Source organism: Flavitalea flava (assembly GCF_054461575.1).
Window position 1 is genome coordinate 103554 of record NZ_JBTLQH010000001.1, and the last position, 16973, is coordinate 120526.

Consider the following 16973-nt stretch of genomic DNA (forward strand, 5'->3'; position numbering starts at 1 on the left):
GACCGCATAGGCATAGTGTATTTAACCTAATAAAAAGAAAACATCTCCGGAAGAAGGATAGGTCTTACTCCGGAACGGTCGACAGTATGAATTGCATCGGGTCGCATCAAATATAAGTAAAAAAACATATACTGAACAAGTACTATTATAAAATTGAACAATTAGCATTTATAGATCAATGTTGGGGGTAGTTCAATTCTATCTTACAGTTATTACGGTATTTTTTGACTCATCCCCTGTATCATGATAACTTACCCCTTTATGACCAGCAATACCCTTAAATGGTCAGAAGGCAGACTTTCCTGAATACCTGTCGCAGTTAAACAGTATTATTTTCTGATCTCAGACTATTTAAAACAAGGGTGAATGGATTATAGGAAAGATTATAAAAAAAAATATAAAGAAGATTATAAAGAAAGGGTGATTCCACAGAAAATAAACTCATTTGAACATTTTGCGGAAGTTTATTGCCCTACCATCTTTTTAGCCATGTCCAGGTTGACAGGTCTGACCGATGAAGATGAACTGGAAAACCTGACTGTAAATGTACTGGTAGAATTATGGGAAGAAAAGGACGAATTTTATTATGCTGCCCATCCAGGCACTTTTCTTTACAAAATAGTGTTACACCAGGTAATTCTCCATCTGGAAAAGCAGGGAAATACCGACCAGATTTCCATATTGAGGAGCCTTCTGCCCATTGATCCTGGTTTTTATCTGGCTTCTCATAAGGTTATCCGTATATCCTTTGCAAAGCTCACTTTCCTTCAAAAACTGAAAAGGGTTTGGAAAACCTTTTAAACAGGCGTTTACTCGTTTACGGGAAGAATCAACTTCTGCTGAGTCTTAAAGAAAGGAAATATCAAATTCCTTAATAGGAACGGAGACGGTAAAGATGCTACCCACGCCTTCCTCGCTTTTTACGGAAATGCTGCCGCCCAGGACTTCCACCAGGTTTTTCACAACGGATAGTCCCAGGCCCATTCCTCCGAATGTCGAACCTGTTTCCGAATCTGTATCCGAATCCGTTTCGCAGGTAGTTACGGTACCTGTTTGCAAATATTCATTAAATATAAAGGGTATCTGGCTTGAAGGGATTCCAATACCCTGATCCGTTATTTCTATGCAAAAATTATCTTTTTCCCGGATAAAACAATGGATAGATATCATGCTGGCCTTTGGACTGAATTTTAAGGCATTCATTACGATGTTATACACGATCTGGGTCAGATAGGTTCTGTCTGAATAAATGGTTTGCGGAAAGTCATTGGCGATTTTTATGGAAAGGAAAATGTCTTTTTCCATAAAAATACCGGTCATCGAATTTAGCAGATCATAAATCCAGTTTTTAAAATCAATGATGGATTCGTCCAATTGAAATTTATGAATCTCCTCTTCCCGTATCGATTGCCGGACGCGCCCGAAGATCTCCGATAAATTATGTGCTGAGGATAAGATTGCGTTTAGGATTTCCCTCGCCTCTCTGGCGTTTCCCTTCTCCCATTCCTCTTTTACTTTCGAACATCCTGAAACTATTGCCTCTAAAGGAATACCGATCTCGTGAATGGTAAAATGAAAAATGGATTTCATTTTGTAATCCAACGTTTTTTGCTCCTGAATTTCTTTATTGCCTGAAAACATGGTTGAATAATTATTTTTTATACACACTGACAAAAGAATATTTTAATGACAGTAAGGGTCATTATATTACAGATTCACGTGTAAATTACTCTCCGAAGCCGGAACAGGCAGGTAGGCGGGGAATTCTATAACAATAATAAGGAAATATCTGCAAATACAAGGCAGATATCCAGATCTTCATTCTATTATATTCAGTGCATATACATTCCCATCGGCGCTTCCAAAATAAACCACGTCGCCAAATACGGCAGGGGAGGAAACGATCGGTCCCAGCCTGTAATACTCCTGCATTACTTTAGCATTGTTTTGATAATAGGAGAGGTCTGCGCCTTTCGCGGAATACATAAAATTTAAATTGTCCTTATCCAGCAACGTTTGGCTGTTTTTTTGCCTGCTCTGTGTGGAGAATGTATTGCCTTTTTTCACGCCCGAATCAAGGTCAAGCGCAAATAGATTGCCGGTGAAATCACCAAAATAAGCAGTGTTCCCTGCAATGGCCGGCGAGGAGAATACATAACCATTTGCTTTGAACCGGAATTTTTCTTTTCCCGATCTTGCGTCCAGGGCCAAAAGGAGGTAAGAGTCGGAAGTACCAACATACAGGGTGCCATCCTTTATGGCTGCGGTGCCGAGGATCCAGGAATTTTCCGCTCCATATTTCCAGACCAGGGCTCCGGTACCCGCTTGCAGGGCATAGAACGAAGCATCTCTGGCCCCAAAATAGACCATGTCCCCATCCAGGGTGGGTGAAGATTGCAACCCTGCCATCGGTTGCTGATCTCCCGTTTTGAACTTCCATTTTAATTCCCCTGTCCGGGTGTCTATCGCGTAAAGGAAACAGTCCCAGCTACCGATATAAATTGTTCCGCCGGATTCCGACAGGGCTGGACTGGTATGGATAACCCCACCGGTGCTGAATTTCCATTTTAGCTCGCCGGTTTTGGCGTGGATTGCATACAGGTTTCCATCACTGCTTCCAAAATAAACAGCAGGGTCTTCTGTATTCGTTTCAACAACGGGTGAGGAAAGAAAGTAATCCCAAAGATCGGTCATATACATGTCTGCAGGTTTCATCCCCCAATATCCTTTTTCGCCGATAAGGTTTTCACCGCCCGTTCTGAATTTCCAGGTAAGTTTCCCGGTAGCTGCATCGACCGCATAATAATAGCCATCCATACTGCCAAAATAGACGCTGCCTGCAGCCACCGCCGGAGTGGAATGGACTGCACCGCCGGTAATAAACTTCCACCTGGCTTTACCGGTATGGATATCTATGGCATAGAGATTTTTGTCTTCACTGCCTATATAGGCTAATCCATTCTGCAGGACCGGTGAAGAAAATACTTTTCCTCCTGTTTTGAATGCCCATTTTTCATTTCCAAGTTTACCTCCTCCTTCTTTCGGGCAAATGCCGGAATGCTGTGAATTTATCCGGAACTGTGAATAAGACTTTACCTTTTCTCCGATCTCGTCGTCGATCACTTTCAGCAGGTAGCCTTTTTTATCGCTCATATATTCCCAGAACATGACACCCCCTAAATTATTTTTCTTCGTATATCTGCATTTTTCAAGGACGGACTGCTCGTCATCATAGGAAATAAAAATTTTATCCTGTTCCTGGAAGAGGTAGGGGGCTTTTGCCTTTTTATCCCAGTACCTGACAAAACCATTCCGGCCGATAACGCTATCTTTTAAATACGTGAAACCTCCGGCCCGGTAAGGGCCAATGGCCTTCCGGAATAAGCCCTTGTTATCAGCTGTCTGCATTTGCCAGCCATGACCATAAAAAGCAATGCCCAGTACTATCTTTTGTTCCGGAACGCCGGCCTGAATGAATTGACGCACTGCCTTGTCACTGGATCTTTTTTCACCCTCCTCGGAAGATGAAGGAAATAAATTGGTATGATGGCCGGAAATGCTATCCGTTCCTTCCCTGAAATCATAACTCATGATGTTCACATAGTCAAGGTATTGCTGGGCCTTATCCATTTCGGTATGGGATATGAAATTTTCAGAGGCTCCTACGGCCGTTGTTAATTGGTAGGTGTTATGGGTTATCTGCCGGAGGCTGTCCAATCCAATACGGAGTGATCTGAACATCAGGGTATAATTGAACTTGTCTTCGGGGCGATAAACATTACTGTCGCCTATTAGGTCGGGATATTCCCAGTCTATATCTATGCCATCCAGTCTGAATCTGGAAACCAGGCTTACGGCAGTTTCTGCGAATAGCTTCCGGGAGGCATCCGTCAATACGGCATCTGAGAAATTTTTACTCCATTTCCATCCACCGATGGAGATCAATATTTTAAGGGAAGGGTTTTGACTTTTCAGGGCGACAAGCCTTCTTAAGTTTATGGTATCGGTGCCTTCATTATGCAACCATGCCTGGTTATCCTTTATGTCGATAAAGGCATAGTTAATATGCGTAAGTTTGCTGACATCGATGGAATCGGTGGCCACCAGCCCGCGAAAGCCTCCTACGTAGGCGATCACCGCGAGTTTTTTTTGAGAAATTTTATAGGAAGAAAAAAAGATAACAGATAATAGTACGACAGGAATAAGGAGTACCCGGAGGTGCATTTTTTTCATATATGCGAATTGACAGCTATAGAAATGAAGAATAAATTAAATATAAGGCTTTCCTGCCGGAAAGACGGGAGCTGGGCATACTTATTCAAATACTTCCCCTTTTATCCGCACACCGGGAATGAGGCGATTTTGGAATAAACCATGATGGGCTTACGGCATTCCCGAAAAAAATTAGGTATCATTGTTGGATGAAAAATAAAATTCCTGCGCAACTTTTTCTCTTCTCCTTTTTATTTATTCAGTCCTTTCTTTTTGCTCAAAAATCAAAAAGTTTTGAGTTAAGCTCCCCGGATGGCAGTTTGAAGGTGACTGTCGATGCGGCTGAGAAACTGCAATGGCATCTTATGCGGGGGGCAAAGACCCTAATCGCACCCTCTTCTGTTTCTATGCAACTGGAAGATGGCACTGTTTTGGGCCGGCAGGTAAAGGTTATCTCTGCCAAAACAATCCGGGTAAATAATTCGTTCGCTCCGCTTCATTATAAAAAAAGCGTTATCGCAGATCTTTATAATCAGCTGACCCTCCAATGTAAGGGAGATTACGCAATAGTTTTCCGCGCTTATGACGATGGACTTGCCTATCGGTTTATAACGAAAAGAAAAGATTCGCTGGTCATTACAGCAGAGGAAGCAAACTTCAATTTTGCGGATGATTATCCTGCTTATATTCCTTACGTGAATCAGCCGCACAACAAAGATATCTATGAAACATCTTTTGAGAATGTTTATCAGCATGGGCCGTTGTCCCGGATCGTAAAAGATACCCTTGCCTTCGCACCGGTGTTGGTAGAGTTACCCGAAAATGAAAAGATTGCTGTCACAGAGGCCGATCTGGAAGATTATCCCGGTATGTTCTTACAGGTAAAGGAAGAAAACGGTACGCAAGGCAAGCGCTCTTACGGGCTGCAAGGAAAATTTGCTCCTTATCCTACTCTTGAAAAACAAGGCGGACACAATAATCTTCAATCCTTTGTCCTTGAACGGGCTTCATTTATTGCCAGGACTGAAGGAACAAGGAATTTTCCCTGGCGGGTAGTGATCATCAGTAAAGAAGATAAAGATTTACTGAATAACGATATGATCTATAAACTGGCCGCTCCCTCCCGCGTTAAGGATCCCTCATGGGTCAAGACAGGGAAGGTAGCCTGGGACTGGTGGAATGACTGGAATATTACGCAGGTTGATTTCCGGGCAGGCATAAATACGGCCACGTATAAATATTATATAGATTTTGCTGCGGCCAATCACATTGAATACATATTGCTGGATGAAGGCTGGGCTACAAGTACGGATATTATGAAAATTGTTCCGGGCGTCGACTTGCAGGAAATTATCGATTATGGCAAACAGAAAAATGTCGGCATTTGGCTTTGGGGCGGATGGCTGCCGCTGGATCAGAAAATGGACGAGGCCTTATCGACCTATTCAAAGATGGGAATAAAGGGGTTCAAGATCGATTTTATGGACAGGGACGATCAAAAAATGGTACAGTTCTATTACCGGCTGGCAGCAAAAGCTGCCGAATACAAAGTCATGATCGATTATCATGGCGCCTACAAACCAACAGGGCTCCAACGCACATTCCCCAATGTAGTAAATTTTGAAGGAGTGCATGGTATGGAACAATTGAAATGGTCCAATCCCGATATGCCTTTATACGACGTCACCATTCCTTTCATCCGGATGCTGGCCGGACCGATGGATTATACGCCCGGCGCTATGCGGAACGCCGGCAAACAGAGCTTTCGGGCGGTGAATTCCTCACCCATGAGCCAGGGTACCCGTTGCCATCAACTGGCTATGTATGTTATCTATGAGGCTCCTTTTGAAATGTTATGTGATAATCCTACCAGCTATATGAGGGAACCGGAATCCCTGAATTTTATATCCTCTGTACCCACTGTCTTTGACGAAACGGTAGCCCTGGATAGTAAGCTGGCATCTTATGCGGCCATTGCCAGAAGAAAGAACGATACCTGGTACGTTGGCGCCATTGGCAATTGGGAGCCCAGGGATATCACCATCGATCTTTCCTTCCTGAAGGATGGGGGGTATGAGGCAGAGGTGTTTAAAGACGGATTGAATGCAGACCGGGACGGGACCGATTATAAAAGAGAGATAATTAAAGTGACCGGTGTAACGAAGTTAACGATTCATCTATCGAACGGGGGAGGATGGGCGGCAAAAATTTATCCGGTAAAATAATCATATTTTTGCAAAAAATACCTATATGGGCATTGCAGATAAATTATTTAATATGAAAAATGAAAAGGCAGAGGCAAACCTAAAGGCCGGCCAGGACTTTTTGGCCTCCAATAAGGATAAACCCGGTGTAACTACGTTACCAAGCGGTCTTCAATACGAAGTAATAACGGAAGGAACCGGTATAAAGCCTTTGGCTACCAATAAAGTGACTTGTCATTATCATGGCACCCTCATCGACGGTACCGTATTCGACAGTTCCGTAAAAAGAGGCCAACCCGCCACTTTTCCTTTAAACGCAGTTATTAAAGGCTGGACAGAAGGGCTTCAACTTATGGGAACTGGAAGCAAATGGCGTTTTTTTATCCCTGCTGAACTGGGTTATGGCGACAGGCAGGTGAGTGCGCAGATCGGCCCAAACAGTACGCTGATTTTCGAGGTTGAATTGTTAGGTGTGAATTAAACAATCAGGTCGGCTGATAATTAAGGCAATTTGGCTACCAGGTTTTCAGGCAGGATCCTGAGGATCTGGTAGATCAATTTCCATTTGAGCCCGGGAACGACGACAAACCTGTTCCCGGATTCCACCACGGCTTTTGCGATATAAGACGGTTCCAGTAGGAGGGATTCCGGTAGATTAAGTCCCGCTGTCATTTTGCTGCGTATATAGCCGGCCACAATAACATTGACGGTGATCTTCCGGGAGGCAAGATATTGTCTGAGCCCGGCGAGGTATTGGGTAAAAGCGGATTTGGTGCTGCCATAAATAAAATTGCTTTTCCTGCCCCGTACACCCGATAAGGAGGATAACCCGATGATCCTTTCCAGGTGATGGTTATCCGGATCCATAGCAATTATGTTCAGGATGGAGACTGCTCCGCAGTAATGCACCTTCATCATCTGATAACTTCCTTCCCAGTCCAGTAAAGCTTCCTCATTGTTACGTAAAAAACCGGCAGCATAAAGGACGATATGTGGTTTTTCAGGAAGCTCCTTATAGAATTTATTATGCTCATCAAAAGCAGCTGCATCGAAATACCGGACCTTGACTTTTTCCCGGGGAAGGGATTCCCTGTCTGAAAAATCCTGCAACTCCTGCGTGCTGCGGGAAGCGGCAATTACTTTATATCCCTTTTCCACATATAATTTAATGGCCGCTTTGGCTACATCCGAATTAGCGCCTAATACAAGAATTGTTTTACCGGTGGGTGTCATTCGCGCTGAAGTTTTAATTAACACTGCAGTGGACCAATAATACCCATGCAGAGGATTTTTATTTTACTTCCATGGCATCATAGACGACCACTTTGTCCCATAAATGGCCATAGTTCTTGATAAAATCCAGATGGATGGGATGGGATTGATAAGTAAGCTGACCTGCCAGATCACTGAAAAAGATCAGTTCCGAAACGTGCCAGCTGGTATCTACAACCGGGCGTTTTTCCGTACTGGCCAAAATACCCACATGAATTTCCCGGACGGTTTCAATTTTTTTCAAAGTTTTGACGCCTTCTACCAATTTGTCCCGGTCTTGGGTTGAATCGGGGTTTTTCAGCCAGAAAAAAACATGATGTGCCAGGGGAAGTGTGGGCTCGTTGGGAATTGATGGCATAGCGGATACTGCTGTGCCTGCACAAAGAGCTGCTGCTGCGCCCAGGAATTTTCTTCGGTTTGATTTTTTCATGATCAGTAGTTACTCGCTCAAGGCGACTCGTAAAATAATATATGAACGTATGAAAATACTAAACAAAGTTGAGATTTTTCTTCAAAAACCTTCTTCCGGTAAACAATACAACGAGTGCCAACGCTGAAGTGGTGGCCATGATAGCAATCATGGGCGTGGCCGTACCTTTGCTGAATACACTTACGGCGATGGATGCCAGGGCCCCGATGCCCATTTGTAAGGCTCCCATCAGGGCAGAGGCGCTCCCTGCATTTTTTGCAAAAGGGGCAAGAGATAGTGCTGCGCCATTCGGGTAGGTAAAACCGATACTGCCTAATAGCAGGAACAGGAAGCCGATAGTATGGGATAGGCCGTACCATCCTGCCAGGTTACCAAAAAGAAAGGCAGAGCCAATCAACACCTGTGCCGTTAAAGCAACCGGTATGATCTGCTCGCTGCTATATTTCCTTAGTAAAAGCGTATTAAATTGGCTTAGTCCGATAAACCCAACGGATAAAAAAGCGAAGATCCATCCATATTCCTTCTTGCTTACCTGAAAGACTTCCATAAAAACGATAGGAGAGCCGGAAACGTAAGCAAACAACCCGGCAAAAGCCAATGAACCTGTTAAGGCATAGGTCAGGAATTGTGGTTCCCGGATCACTGCGATAAAATTGTTCAGAATGGGACCCGGTTTCAGAGAGAAGGAAGGATCGGCCGGTTGGGTTTCCGGCAGAAAGATTGCCGCAAGGATTGTAATTAAAATGCCCATGATCAGTAAGATCAGAAAAACGGATTGCCAGCCGAAAAGACTGATCACATAACTTCCTGCAGTGGGCGCGATCATAGGGGAGGCCCCGACAACCAATAATAAAAGCGAAAATACTTTGGCGCTTTCCTTTACTTCGAACAGGTCGCGAACCATCGCCATCGAGCCAACCGTGGCGGCGCAACTGCCCACCGCCTGAACAAACCGCAGTATGATCAGGGTATTGATATCTGTGGCCCGCATACATGCCGCAGAGGAAAGGATATAGAGCAACAAACCGGCATATAGCGGTTTTTTTCTGCCGTATCTGTCCAATAGAGGACCATATAACAATTGTCCGGCAGAAATGCCTATAAAATAGCTGGAAAGAGAAAGGGAAACGGTTGCGACGGAGGTATGAAGGTTATTGGCAATATCCTGAAATCCGGGCAGATACATGTCGATGGAAAATGGGCCTAAAGCAGTTAAAAGTCCTAATATGAGGATAAGCGAGAAATAACGTTGTTTGGTCATAGTATTCGAAGGTGAACGGATACTAACAACACTTTCTACCGATTGTTTATTTTCAGGTCTCATTTTTGTAATTAAAATCAACTTATATTCCATAATATAAAAACATACCTATATGGCAGACAGAACAGGAGCAATACTGGGATTTTCAGGCATCCTGGTAGCCGCGATCCCCATTTTTATCGGGCTTTACGAATACAAAGTCAACAATGAACGGGATTTTGGAAAAAATTTCCTGATCCAGCAAAGCCAGGTTTATGATGAATTGTTAGGGACACTGGGGGGAATATCCACTTCCCTCAGTAATCCTGCAGACTCCATTTCACAGGCTAATTACAATACGGTCAAATTCAATTTTAACCAGCTGTATTATGGGAAATTAAATCTGTATCAGACACCTTACATCGAAAAACTGACCGATTCCCTTTATACGCTGATCAACAGTTACGATAGTATACGGGCGACAGCGGGCTACAGGGTAAGAATGGATGATCTGATCGATACGATCCAGCACAAGGTGTACAATCTTTCGGTGGAATGTAAGAAGTCCCTCAAGAGCACCTATAATCTGGAGTAGCGGTCTCCCGTTGAACGGCATCCCTTTGAACGGCAGCGACAGTTTGTGTAGAAGCAATCCTGGCTTTTTTGCGGCGTTTGTTTATCCAGACCATGACACCTGTCACCGGAAGACTGGTTGCGATCAGGCAGGCGAGAAAATAAACGATTTTGGAGTAAAGACCGAATATTTCCCCGGTATGAATGGCCTTGACGGAAGAAACGATTTTTTCTCCTGTTGTTTTTTTCGAAAAGGGCTCTATTTTCAGGGTGGCTCCCGTCTGGGGATTCAGGGTAACCCGATCCACGGCGGCGAGTGCGACAAGACCGGTTCGACCTTTGGAGATGTTGACGGAACCGGAGGAATCTTTCGGTAAGTTAATACGCATATCCCCGGAGTAGGGGTAGAGCGTATTGGCTTTTTGAACAAGCTGATCCAGTGTTGGTGTTATGACTTGATCCGGCATTTCGGGCAGGGCCTTATCTGTTTTTTTACCAGGGACGGTCTTTGAGGGGGTTACTCCCAATGCCTTGCTGAATCCATCCCGGTACCAGTCGAATGCCAGTACGGGTCCGGTAATTGCCATAATCGTCACTACAAGGAAGGAATAAAAACCAAATGCTTTATGCAGATCAAAGTTGATTCGTTTGGCATGGGCATCCGTTTTGATCCTGAACCCTGGTTTCCAGGCGTTCCACTTTTTCCAGTTTCGGATCTTTACAGGAAGCCATAAGAGCAAACCGGTTATTTCCAATACCAGGAAACAAATGGCGGCAACACCGGTTATAACCTTGCCTGTTTCCCGTTTTATCAACAACCATCGATGTAATTGTTGGACCGTGTTGAAAAAACGGGAACTGCTGGTTTGGGCATCTCCAAGAATGATTCCTGTATAAGGATTTACCCATAAATTTTTTATCCGGGCCTTTTCATTTTCTGGTTTATTGCCTGCATTTTTTTTTGCCCCTTCCCTGTTTTCTTTTCCTGGTTTACGGTCCTGTATTTCCTTTGGAGACAAGGAAAAAGTCCATGCTTCCATGCGGCTCGCAGGTATTTGAATGGCCGTCGTTTTGAATCCTGCCCTGTCTTTTTCGACCAGGTCAATCAGCCGGGCAATGGGCAGCGGTGCCAGGGGCGATCCTTGATTACCGGAGGCGGTCGGTTCCTGTGTAGTTGTCAACGTATATTTATCGCGGTCTATCCATTGGGTGATCTCTTTGCTGAATACATAAACGGTTCCGGACAAACATACGACGAAAAGGATGAGTGCGCTGGGTACTCCGATCCATAAATGCAGATCGTTGACGAGACTTCTGAAAGTATATTTTCTTTTCATTTGCTTCGCATTAGATTTGCGAACTGGCCTCCAGCCAGTTTAAAACCGGTAAGACAGGGTGGCTATTAACTGCCGGGGGGGAATAGGGTTGACGCTGTAACGGTCATGTACAACATAATTTAAGGTGTTGGTCAGATTAGATAATTTGGCAAGCAGGGTAACCTGCCGGTAAGTATATCCGGCGGACAGATCAATGGTGGTAAAACCGGTCAGCGGGATCAACCGGTTATAGGCCGGCGTCTGTCCGAAAGTATTGTTGTTGCCGCCATTGCGTGCGCCGGTATAGAAGGCGGAAGCGCCGATTTTAATTCCGCGTAACCGGGGCATATCGAAAGTATAGAAGAGAGAAGCATTGGCAGTATGAGCCGGATTGTTGGTCAGACGCTCCCCTTCAACAAAGGAACCTTTTACCGGGGATGTCTTTGTATACCGCATATAATTATAGCCATAACCGGTAATAAAATAAAAATTCCTGGAGAAACTTCCGTTGATATCTATTTCCAGGCCATCACTGGTGGTTTCACCCGTTAATTCTTTGACATTCACATCGGAATTTACGGTTCCGTCGGCCTTGGCGGCGGCCTGCTGGGCAAAATTGTGATTGACGATGCGATAAAGGCTAAGATTGGCGGAGAGTTTACCCTTTAGTATTTCGTTTTTAACCCCGAGTTCATATTGGTCCACAATGGAGGGGCTGATCTGCGAGCCATAGATATCCACTCCGGTATTGATGATAAAATTATTGGAGTAACTGGCGAAGACGGATGTCGTTTTAACCGGTTGATATATGATGGCCAATTTGGGAGAAAAGGCCTTGTTATCGGCAGCCGCCGCTGTGCCTTTTCTTTCCGAATGACCAGCCTGGTTGAGAATGGTGGTCTGTAAGGTTTTCTGATAGGTCCACCGCAGACCGGCCAGTACTTTTATTTTCTCCGTTACCGTGATCAGGTCTTGTGCATAATATCCAAGCCGGTAAGAAGGAGAGGTAGTCCGGGCCGTGTCCCAGGTATCGGGTATATCGGTCCGGGCGGTATATTTACCGGGGTTCAGGATATTAATGCTGTCATAGGTCGATACTGCAACACCGCCGCTGGTTATTTGAAAAGCATTGGTTTCGGTTTCAATTCGCACGGCATCCGTCCCAACCAGGAGTTGATGGATAAAAGAGCTTGTCTTAAAATTTCCGGTAAGATTTAATTGAGCTGTATAGTCCTTCTCTCCGCTCTTCACACGGCTTAAACCTCTTTTCCAGTCACCGTTGGCCGCAATGGCATTCGGTACATTGGTTCCGAAAGAGTTTACCCGTGTATTCTGCGAAGAGGCAATAAAATTGATTTTCCAGTTATCATTTAAAACATGATCCAGGTTCACGGATCCGGTTTTTTGATCCAGGTGGTAATATGCCCAGGAAGTATTGATGAAGCGGGAGCGGGAACCAGGAATGATCGGATCCATATTCTGGTTCAGGACGCCGATTCCGTTATCAGGGGTAAAATCTGCATACAAATAATCTCCCTGAACCAGGAGGGTTGTTTTACTTCCCAGTTTGTATAATAAGGAAGGATTGACATAAGTTCGTTTTGTTTTGACCTGGTCCCGGTAACTTCCTGCATTCTCATAGGTCCCGATTACCCGGAAGGCCAGGTCCTTGGTTACTGGCCCGTATAAATCGATAATGGGCTTGTATAAATTGTTACTGCCTGCCCTCATGGATATCTCGCCTCCAAAATCGAATTTTGGTTTCTTTGTCACCATGTTGATGACCAGGCCGCCCGATACATTGCCATAGAGCAGGGCTGAGCTTCCCTTGAGTACTTCAATGGACTCCAGGGTACTCGCTTCCGGGAATCCCATCGTATTGGTAATTACTCCGTTCTTAAAGATACTTCCCCCCGAACCGCCCACTCCGATACTATATCCCCGGGAGGAAAAAGTCTCAGCCACACCGCCTCTCTGCTGGGTAAGGGAAACGCCGCTTACATTTTTTAATACATCCCCCAGGCGGGACGCCTGTTGGTCCCTGATTACCTTATTGCTGACGATCCCAATGGTTTGCGGAAGATCCATCGGAGAAATATTGATCTTTCCTACCGAAACGGGATGAAGATTATTACTTCTTCTGCCTTGTATGACCACGGCATCCAATTCTTTCAGGGTCTCTTGCAGACTGAATTGAACTTCCCGGGATTCGTTAGTGGTAATCACTACTTGTTTTTCCTGGGTTTGTAAGCCGGTATGGGAGACAATAATGAGGTAAGTTCCTGGTTTTAAGGACCTTAAATAAAAAAAACCATCCTCATCAGTGAACGTGACGATTTTCGTATTTTTAACCTGTACCGTTACGGAGGCTGCCGGTTTGCCGTCCACCGTTTTGACCTGCCCTTTAATAAGACCCTGCTGTTCTTCATTGGCAAAAGCCGGGATCAGGATCCATAAACAAAAAACAGGGAGAATTATTCTTTTGATCAAGGTAAGAGTAAGATTGCCAATCATATATGAATTACTTTAAAATAGATATTGTTATTGACCCGTTAATATTCCTTTTCGGAGCTGCAAAGGTATTTTCTACTTGCTGCAAAGGGTTTACGCAATGAGGAATAATGTTTACGGGAAAGGGAGAAAAACCTTCGATTAGTCATTCAAACCGGACGATAACAGCAATTCGATCCAGGTAAGCCGGCATTTCCGGTTTTGAGGTTACTGATAATTCTTAAATATATCAAGGATCTTGCGTATGCCGATAGGATCGTATTGATTGATCATATTATCGGTAAAGGATAACCGTAATCGTTCCATGGAAGGGGCTGATATCTGCCAACCGAGAGGTAGCAATGGAGCGTAAACAATGCCTTTTTGGTCCCTGATATAAACTGCGGTGGGCCATACGGAACAGTAGTCCACATGAATACCGCGCAGAAAAGGCGTAGAATCTGCGGCATACCGAAAACGAAGAGCGCTGTCAGCGGCACTGGCATTTCCGTTTATACCGCTATTGATAAGGCCCACCAGCGGGCTTATCGGTTCAAAACGGTTGGAAACGAGCCTTCTGGTGCTATCATTGGGATCGAAATAGGGATTGTTGGTAATGGAAACAAAATAAAAACGCACCCTACTTAATAAATTGGAAAAAGTCGAATCCCTCCCGCTATTATTTTCCCGTAAACAGTACCGGGCAAGACTGAGCATTATATTTTCAGAAGTGGAGGCGCCGGAATTATCCTTCGCACCTCCATCCATAAAATGATAACCGGCCCCCATCATACCGCTTGGGCTGATAAAGGGGAAACGGGCGCTTAGGAAAGCACCAGTCATTAAGGAAAGGGACTGAAGGGAATCGTTATCCTTTTTCCTGCGCCTGTTGAGTGTCCGGATCCTTTCCCTGATAAAAATGGTGGCAGGGAAGTCGCTGTGGCTAAGGGATACAGGGGCCATGATCCCTTTCAGGCCATCGTCCACATTTAAGGTGTTGGAAAATAATAACGGAGTTTCCAATCTGTTAACCGGATTTTTGGCAGGGTCCCACAGATCGGAAAATTCCTGATGCAGATCCAGGTGAAGGGTTTTTTTGGCGAAGCCTTCCCAAAGATATTCCTGGATAGCCGAACGGTCCTGCCAGGTGTCCAATCCGGAAACGGCAGCCCAGATGTCTTTTCCCAGGGCATTACTTAATACGGGCGTCAAAAAATCGTGTTGGTAGAACTGCCGGAAGGTATCTAATTTATAGGCCGCTGATGAACTATCCAGGTGGCGTGACCGATAGGCGCATTGCAAGGCTGCGCCGACGGTGCCCCCGGATGCGCCGGAAATAGAGAATACAAAATGTTCGAATCCTTTTCCATTTTCGATCAGGACCGAATCAAGATAAGAAAGGACCATATTGGTAAATACGGCTGCGCGGATACCCCCGCCATAGGTGTTGACCAGGAATACCGGGTAGGTGGTTTTTGCATTTTTGATCTCGTCTTTTCTATGTAATATCCATTGTTTAAAAAAAACACCTAAGGAATCCGGTTCCGGCTCCGTCCTGACGGTCATTGGGTTTACTGTATGATAGGGATTGTCCCTGGTTATGGAGATGACCAGGCCGATCACCAAAAAAAACAAAACAAAATTTATCTTTCTCCATTGACTGAAACGGATCAGGAGCGTCAATAGCAAAATATAAAAAATGATGCCGGAAAGAAGAACGGGGAGACTCAGGTAATTACAATCCAGGGAAAGGATCGAGAGGGGGCGTCTGTTCAATAAAACGAAAAGTAAGGCCAGACAACCGCTGCTCAGGATCACAGGCCAGCCTATTTTTTTTCCAAGCCATCCCGTATGACGGGCCAGCCATCCCGTTCCCATAAAAACGAATGACCGGATACTTACAAAAATGTAAAAGGCAAACGATAGAAGAAGTAAGTGGAAAAAAAGAAAGAAAAGCGAGGTGGGGCTCACACTTTGTTCTTTTAAAATGGTCCAACGGATAAAACCCGGGAGGATCAGCCCTAAAAAGAGTAGTATGATGATGGCCAGGAGGGCCGCTTTTGGCTTTCCCCAATTAATTTCCATCCGGAGATATGCTTTTCCGGCGACATCGTATTTTATCACGACAAAGAAAAAGGTGATCAGCCCGGCAAGCCAGATCATGGGAGGAAACAGATCCATCCAAAAACGGATACGAATGGTTTGGAGTGCATTCAGAATCGCGACTGCGGGCAGGATGATCGTTAAAATGCCGAGGAAACGGGATACTTTTTTTTCTGACAGGTTAAGGGCATTAATCGAAACTTCGGGTTCTTTAACGGGGTAGACAGGGGGAGTGTAGGTTGGCTCAAAAAATAATTTGGCTAAATACCAGTTTAGGAATGCTGCTATGACCACTACTGCTAAAAACAGGAAAACTCCTTCTTTGCTGGAATTGCTGTTGATCAGCAAATCCTGGCCCTGATCCAGGATCCATACCGGGGTTGCAAAAGCCACGACTCCGATCAGTATCACCCGGTACCGGAATAATTGCCTGGTTTTTACCTGGAGGTATTCGGTCAGGTGCACTAATCCCTGATCTTTAAAGATCAACGTAAATGGAAGGTAGAGGCACAAAAGAAAAAACAGGATGCCGAATTTTATGGAAGCGGCCAGACTGGTTATCCAGGCATTGATCGGCGAAAGATGGAGGGATATTATTGGAGGCTTCGAAGGGAGCTCTGTACTAAGCCCCCGGTTAATAAAATGAAGGAGACCCAGGTTCTCGATCGCATCGCAAAGACCGGCAAGAACGGCCAGCAATAATAATATATTACTAAAAATAGTCCCTGATTTTTTGATCTTGGTTTGAAGGGAGGTTATGATAATAATGGCGAGAAAGGTATATAAAAGAATAAACAGGTAGTCCAGGTAAATATCATCCCGTGCTATCCTTAGTCTGTTTACCGGCGAAATCCCCGTATGGAAAGGATCCACTTCGAAAGGGTCGTGGGTGTCCGCTTGCCAGGATTGGATAATGACAGTATCCCTGGCGGATGTCCAGCCGAGTTCCATCGAAACAATGCCATTTGGGGCTGACTCATTCGTTAAATAGGCTTTGTCTCTTAATTGAATAAAGGCCACGATAAAAGCGGCCGCAAAGACGGGCCAGAAAAACAGGTAGAAATGCCGGTAGATAAAATGATAAAATCGCTGGATAGAACTGTCATTCATACTATAAGGGTTATGATACTCGG

The 16973-nt window shown here is 44.7% G+C and carries 12 protein-coding genes; 4 read left to right on the plus strand and 8 right to left on the minus strand.

Features of this window, described 5'->3' with window-relative positions:
- The first annotated feature begins 366 nt into the window (after window positions 1-366).
- The gene (locus ACX0G9_RS00375) at window positions 367-801 is read left to right on the plus strand and encodes an RNA polymerase sigma factor (protein WP_459062845.1); all 435 of its coding nucleotides are present in this window, start codon (window positions 367-369) and stop codon (window positions 799-801) included.
- 45 nt (window positions 802-846) lie between these two features.
- On the opposite strand, the gene ACX0G9_RS00380 is transcribed toward ACX0G9_RS00375, so the two are convergent.
- The gene (locus tag ACX0G9_RS00380; protein WP_459062846.1) at window positions 847-1590 is read right to left on the minus strand and encodes a sensor histidine kinase; all 744 of its coding nucleotides are present in this window, start codon (window positions 1588-1590) and stop codon (window positions 847-849) included.
- 228 nt (window positions 1591-1818) lie between these two features.
- Window positions 1819-4233 carry a glycosyl hydrolase family 18 protein gene (locus ACX0G9_RS00385; RefSeq protein ID WP_459062847.1) on the minus strand — a complete coding sequence of 805 codons (2415 nt, stop codon included), beginning with the start codon at window positions 4231-4233 and terminating at the stop codon, window positions 1819-1821.
- 188 nt (window positions 4234-4421) lie between these two features.
- On the opposite strand from ACX0G9_RS00385, the gene ACX0G9_RS00390 reads away from it, so the two are divergent.
- Window positions 4422-6437, plus strand: coding sequence for a glycoside hydrolase family 97 protein (locus ACX0G9_RS00390; RefSeq protein WP_459062848.1), 2016 nt, complete (start codon window positions 4422-4424; stop codon window positions 6435-6437).
- Between the two features lie 25 nt (window positions 6438-6462).
- Window positions 6463-6897, plus strand: coding sequence for an FKBP-type peptidyl-prolyl cis-trans isomerase (locus ACX0G9_RS00395; protein ID WP_459062849.1), 435 nt, complete (start codon window positions 6463-6465; stop codon window positions 6895-6897).
- A 20-nt stretch (window positions 6898-6917) separates the two neighbouring features.
- Here ACX0G9_RS00395 and ACX0G9_RS00400 read toward each other — a convergent pair whose 3' ends face one another.
- From ACX0G9_RS00400 to ACX0G9_RS00410, 3 genes are read right to left on the minus strand one after another with little or no spacing between them, the layout of a single operon-like run.
- Window positions 6918-7649, minus strand: coding sequence for an SDR family NAD(P)-dependent oxidoreductase (locus tag ACX0G9_RS00400; protein ID WP_459062850.1), 732 nt, complete (start codon window positions 7647-7649; stop codon window positions 6918-6920).
- 58 nt (window positions 7650-7707) lie between these two features.
- Complete coding sequence (locus ACX0G9_RS00405) at window positions 7708-8118, minus strand: Dabb family protein (protein ID WP_459062851.1); 411 nt, start codon at window positions 8116-8118, stop codon at window positions 7708-7710.
- Between the two features lie 58 nt (window positions 8119-8176).
- Window positions 8177-9442 carry a multidrug effflux MFS transporter gene (locus tag ACX0G9_RS00410; RefSeq protein ID WP_459062852.1) on the minus strand — a complete coding sequence of 422 codons (1266 nt, stop codon included), beginning with the start codon at window positions 9440-9442 and terminating at the stop codon, window positions 8177-8179.
- A 49-nt stretch (window positions 9443-9491) separates the two neighbouring features.
- Between ACX0G9_RS00410 and ACX0G9_RS00415 the strand changes: the two genes are divergently transcribed.
- On the plus strand, window positions 9492-9953 hold the full coding sequence (locus ACX0G9_RS00415; protein ID WP_459062853.1) for a hypothetical protein: 462 nt from the start codon (window positions 9492-9494) through the stop codon (window positions 9951-9953).
- On the opposite strand, the gene ACX0G9_RS00420 is transcribed toward ACX0G9_RS00415, so the two are convergent.
- The 3 genes from ACX0G9_RS00420 to ACX0G9_RS00430 form a co-directional block, all read right to left on the minus strand.
- Complete coding sequence (locus ACX0G9_RS00420; RefSeq protein WP_459062854.1) at window positions 9928-11268, minus strand: PepSY-associated TM helix domain-containing protein; 1341 nt, start codon at window positions 11266-11268, stop codon at window positions 9928-9930. The genes ACX0G9_RS00415 and ACX0G9_RS00420 overlap by 26 nt on opposite strands.
- Window positions 11269-11307: 39 nt before the next feature.
- Window positions 11308-13761: a TonB-dependent siderophore receptor gene (locus ACX0G9_RS00425; RefSeq protein WP_459062855.1), complete on the minus strand. Its 2454-nt coding sequence runs from the start codon at window positions 13759-13761 to the stop codon at window positions 11308-11310.
- Between the two features lie 204 nt (window positions 13762-13965).
- Entirely contained in the window at window positions 13966-16950 is a 2985-nt protein-coding gene (locus ACX0G9_RS00430; protein ID WP_459062856.1) for a hypothetical protein, read from the minus strand.
- Between the last annotated feature and the right edge of the window lie 23 nt (window positions 16951-16973).

Excerpts from the sequence above, each read along its gene's own strand:
- ACX0G9_RS00390 (WP_459062848.1), top strand. The coding sequence starts at position 4,422 with ATGAAAAATAAAATTCCTGCGCAACTTTTTCTCTTCTCCTTTTTATTT.
- ACX0G9_RS00410 (WP_459062852.1), bottom strand. The coding sequence starts at position 9,442 with ATGAGACCTGAAAATAAACAATCGGTAGAAAGTGTTGTTAGTATCCGT.
- ACX0G9_RS00375 (WP_459062845.1), top strand. The coding sequence starts at position 367 with ATGGATTATAGGAAAGATTATAAAAAAAAATATAAAGAAGATTATAAA.
- ACX0G9_RS00405 (WP_459062851.1), bottom strand. The coding sequence starts at position 8,118 with ATGAAAAAATCAAACCGAAGAAAATTCCTGGGCGCAGCAGCAGCTCTT.
- ACX0G9_RS00420 (WP_459062854.1), bottom strand. The coding sequence starts at position 11,268 with ATGAAAAGAAAATATACTTTCAGAAGTCTCGTCAACGATCTGCATTTA.
- ACX0G9_RS00385 (WP_459062847.1), bottom strand. The coding sequence starts at position 4,233 with ATGAAAAAAATGCACCTCCGGGTACTCCTTATTCCTGTCGTACTATTA.
- ACX0G9_RS00395 (WP_459062849.1), top strand. The coding sequence starts at position 6,463 with ATGGGCATTGCAGATAAATTATTTAATATGAAAAATGAAAAGGCAGAG.
- ACX0G9_RS00400 (WP_459062850.1), bottom strand. The coding sequence starts at position 7,649 with ATGACACCCACCGGTAAAACAATTCTTGTATTAGGCGCTAATTCGGAT.
- ACX0G9_RS00425 (WP_459062855.1), bottom strand. The coding sequence starts at position 13,761 with ATGATTGGCAATCTTACTCTTACCTTGATCAAAAGAATAATTCTCCCT.
- ACX0G9_RS00380 (WP_459062846.1), bottom strand. The coding sequence starts at position 1,590 with ATGAAATCCATTTTTCATTTTACCATTCACGAGATCGGTATTCCTTTA.
- ACX0G9_RS00430 (WP_459062856.1), bottom strand. The coding sequence starts at position 16,950 with ATGAATGACAGTTCTATCCAGCGATTTTATCATTTTATCTACCGGCAT.
- ACX0G9_RS00415 (WP_459062853.1), top strand. The coding sequence starts at position 9,492 with ATGGCAGACAGAACAGGAGCAATACTGGGATTTTCAGGCATCCTGGTA.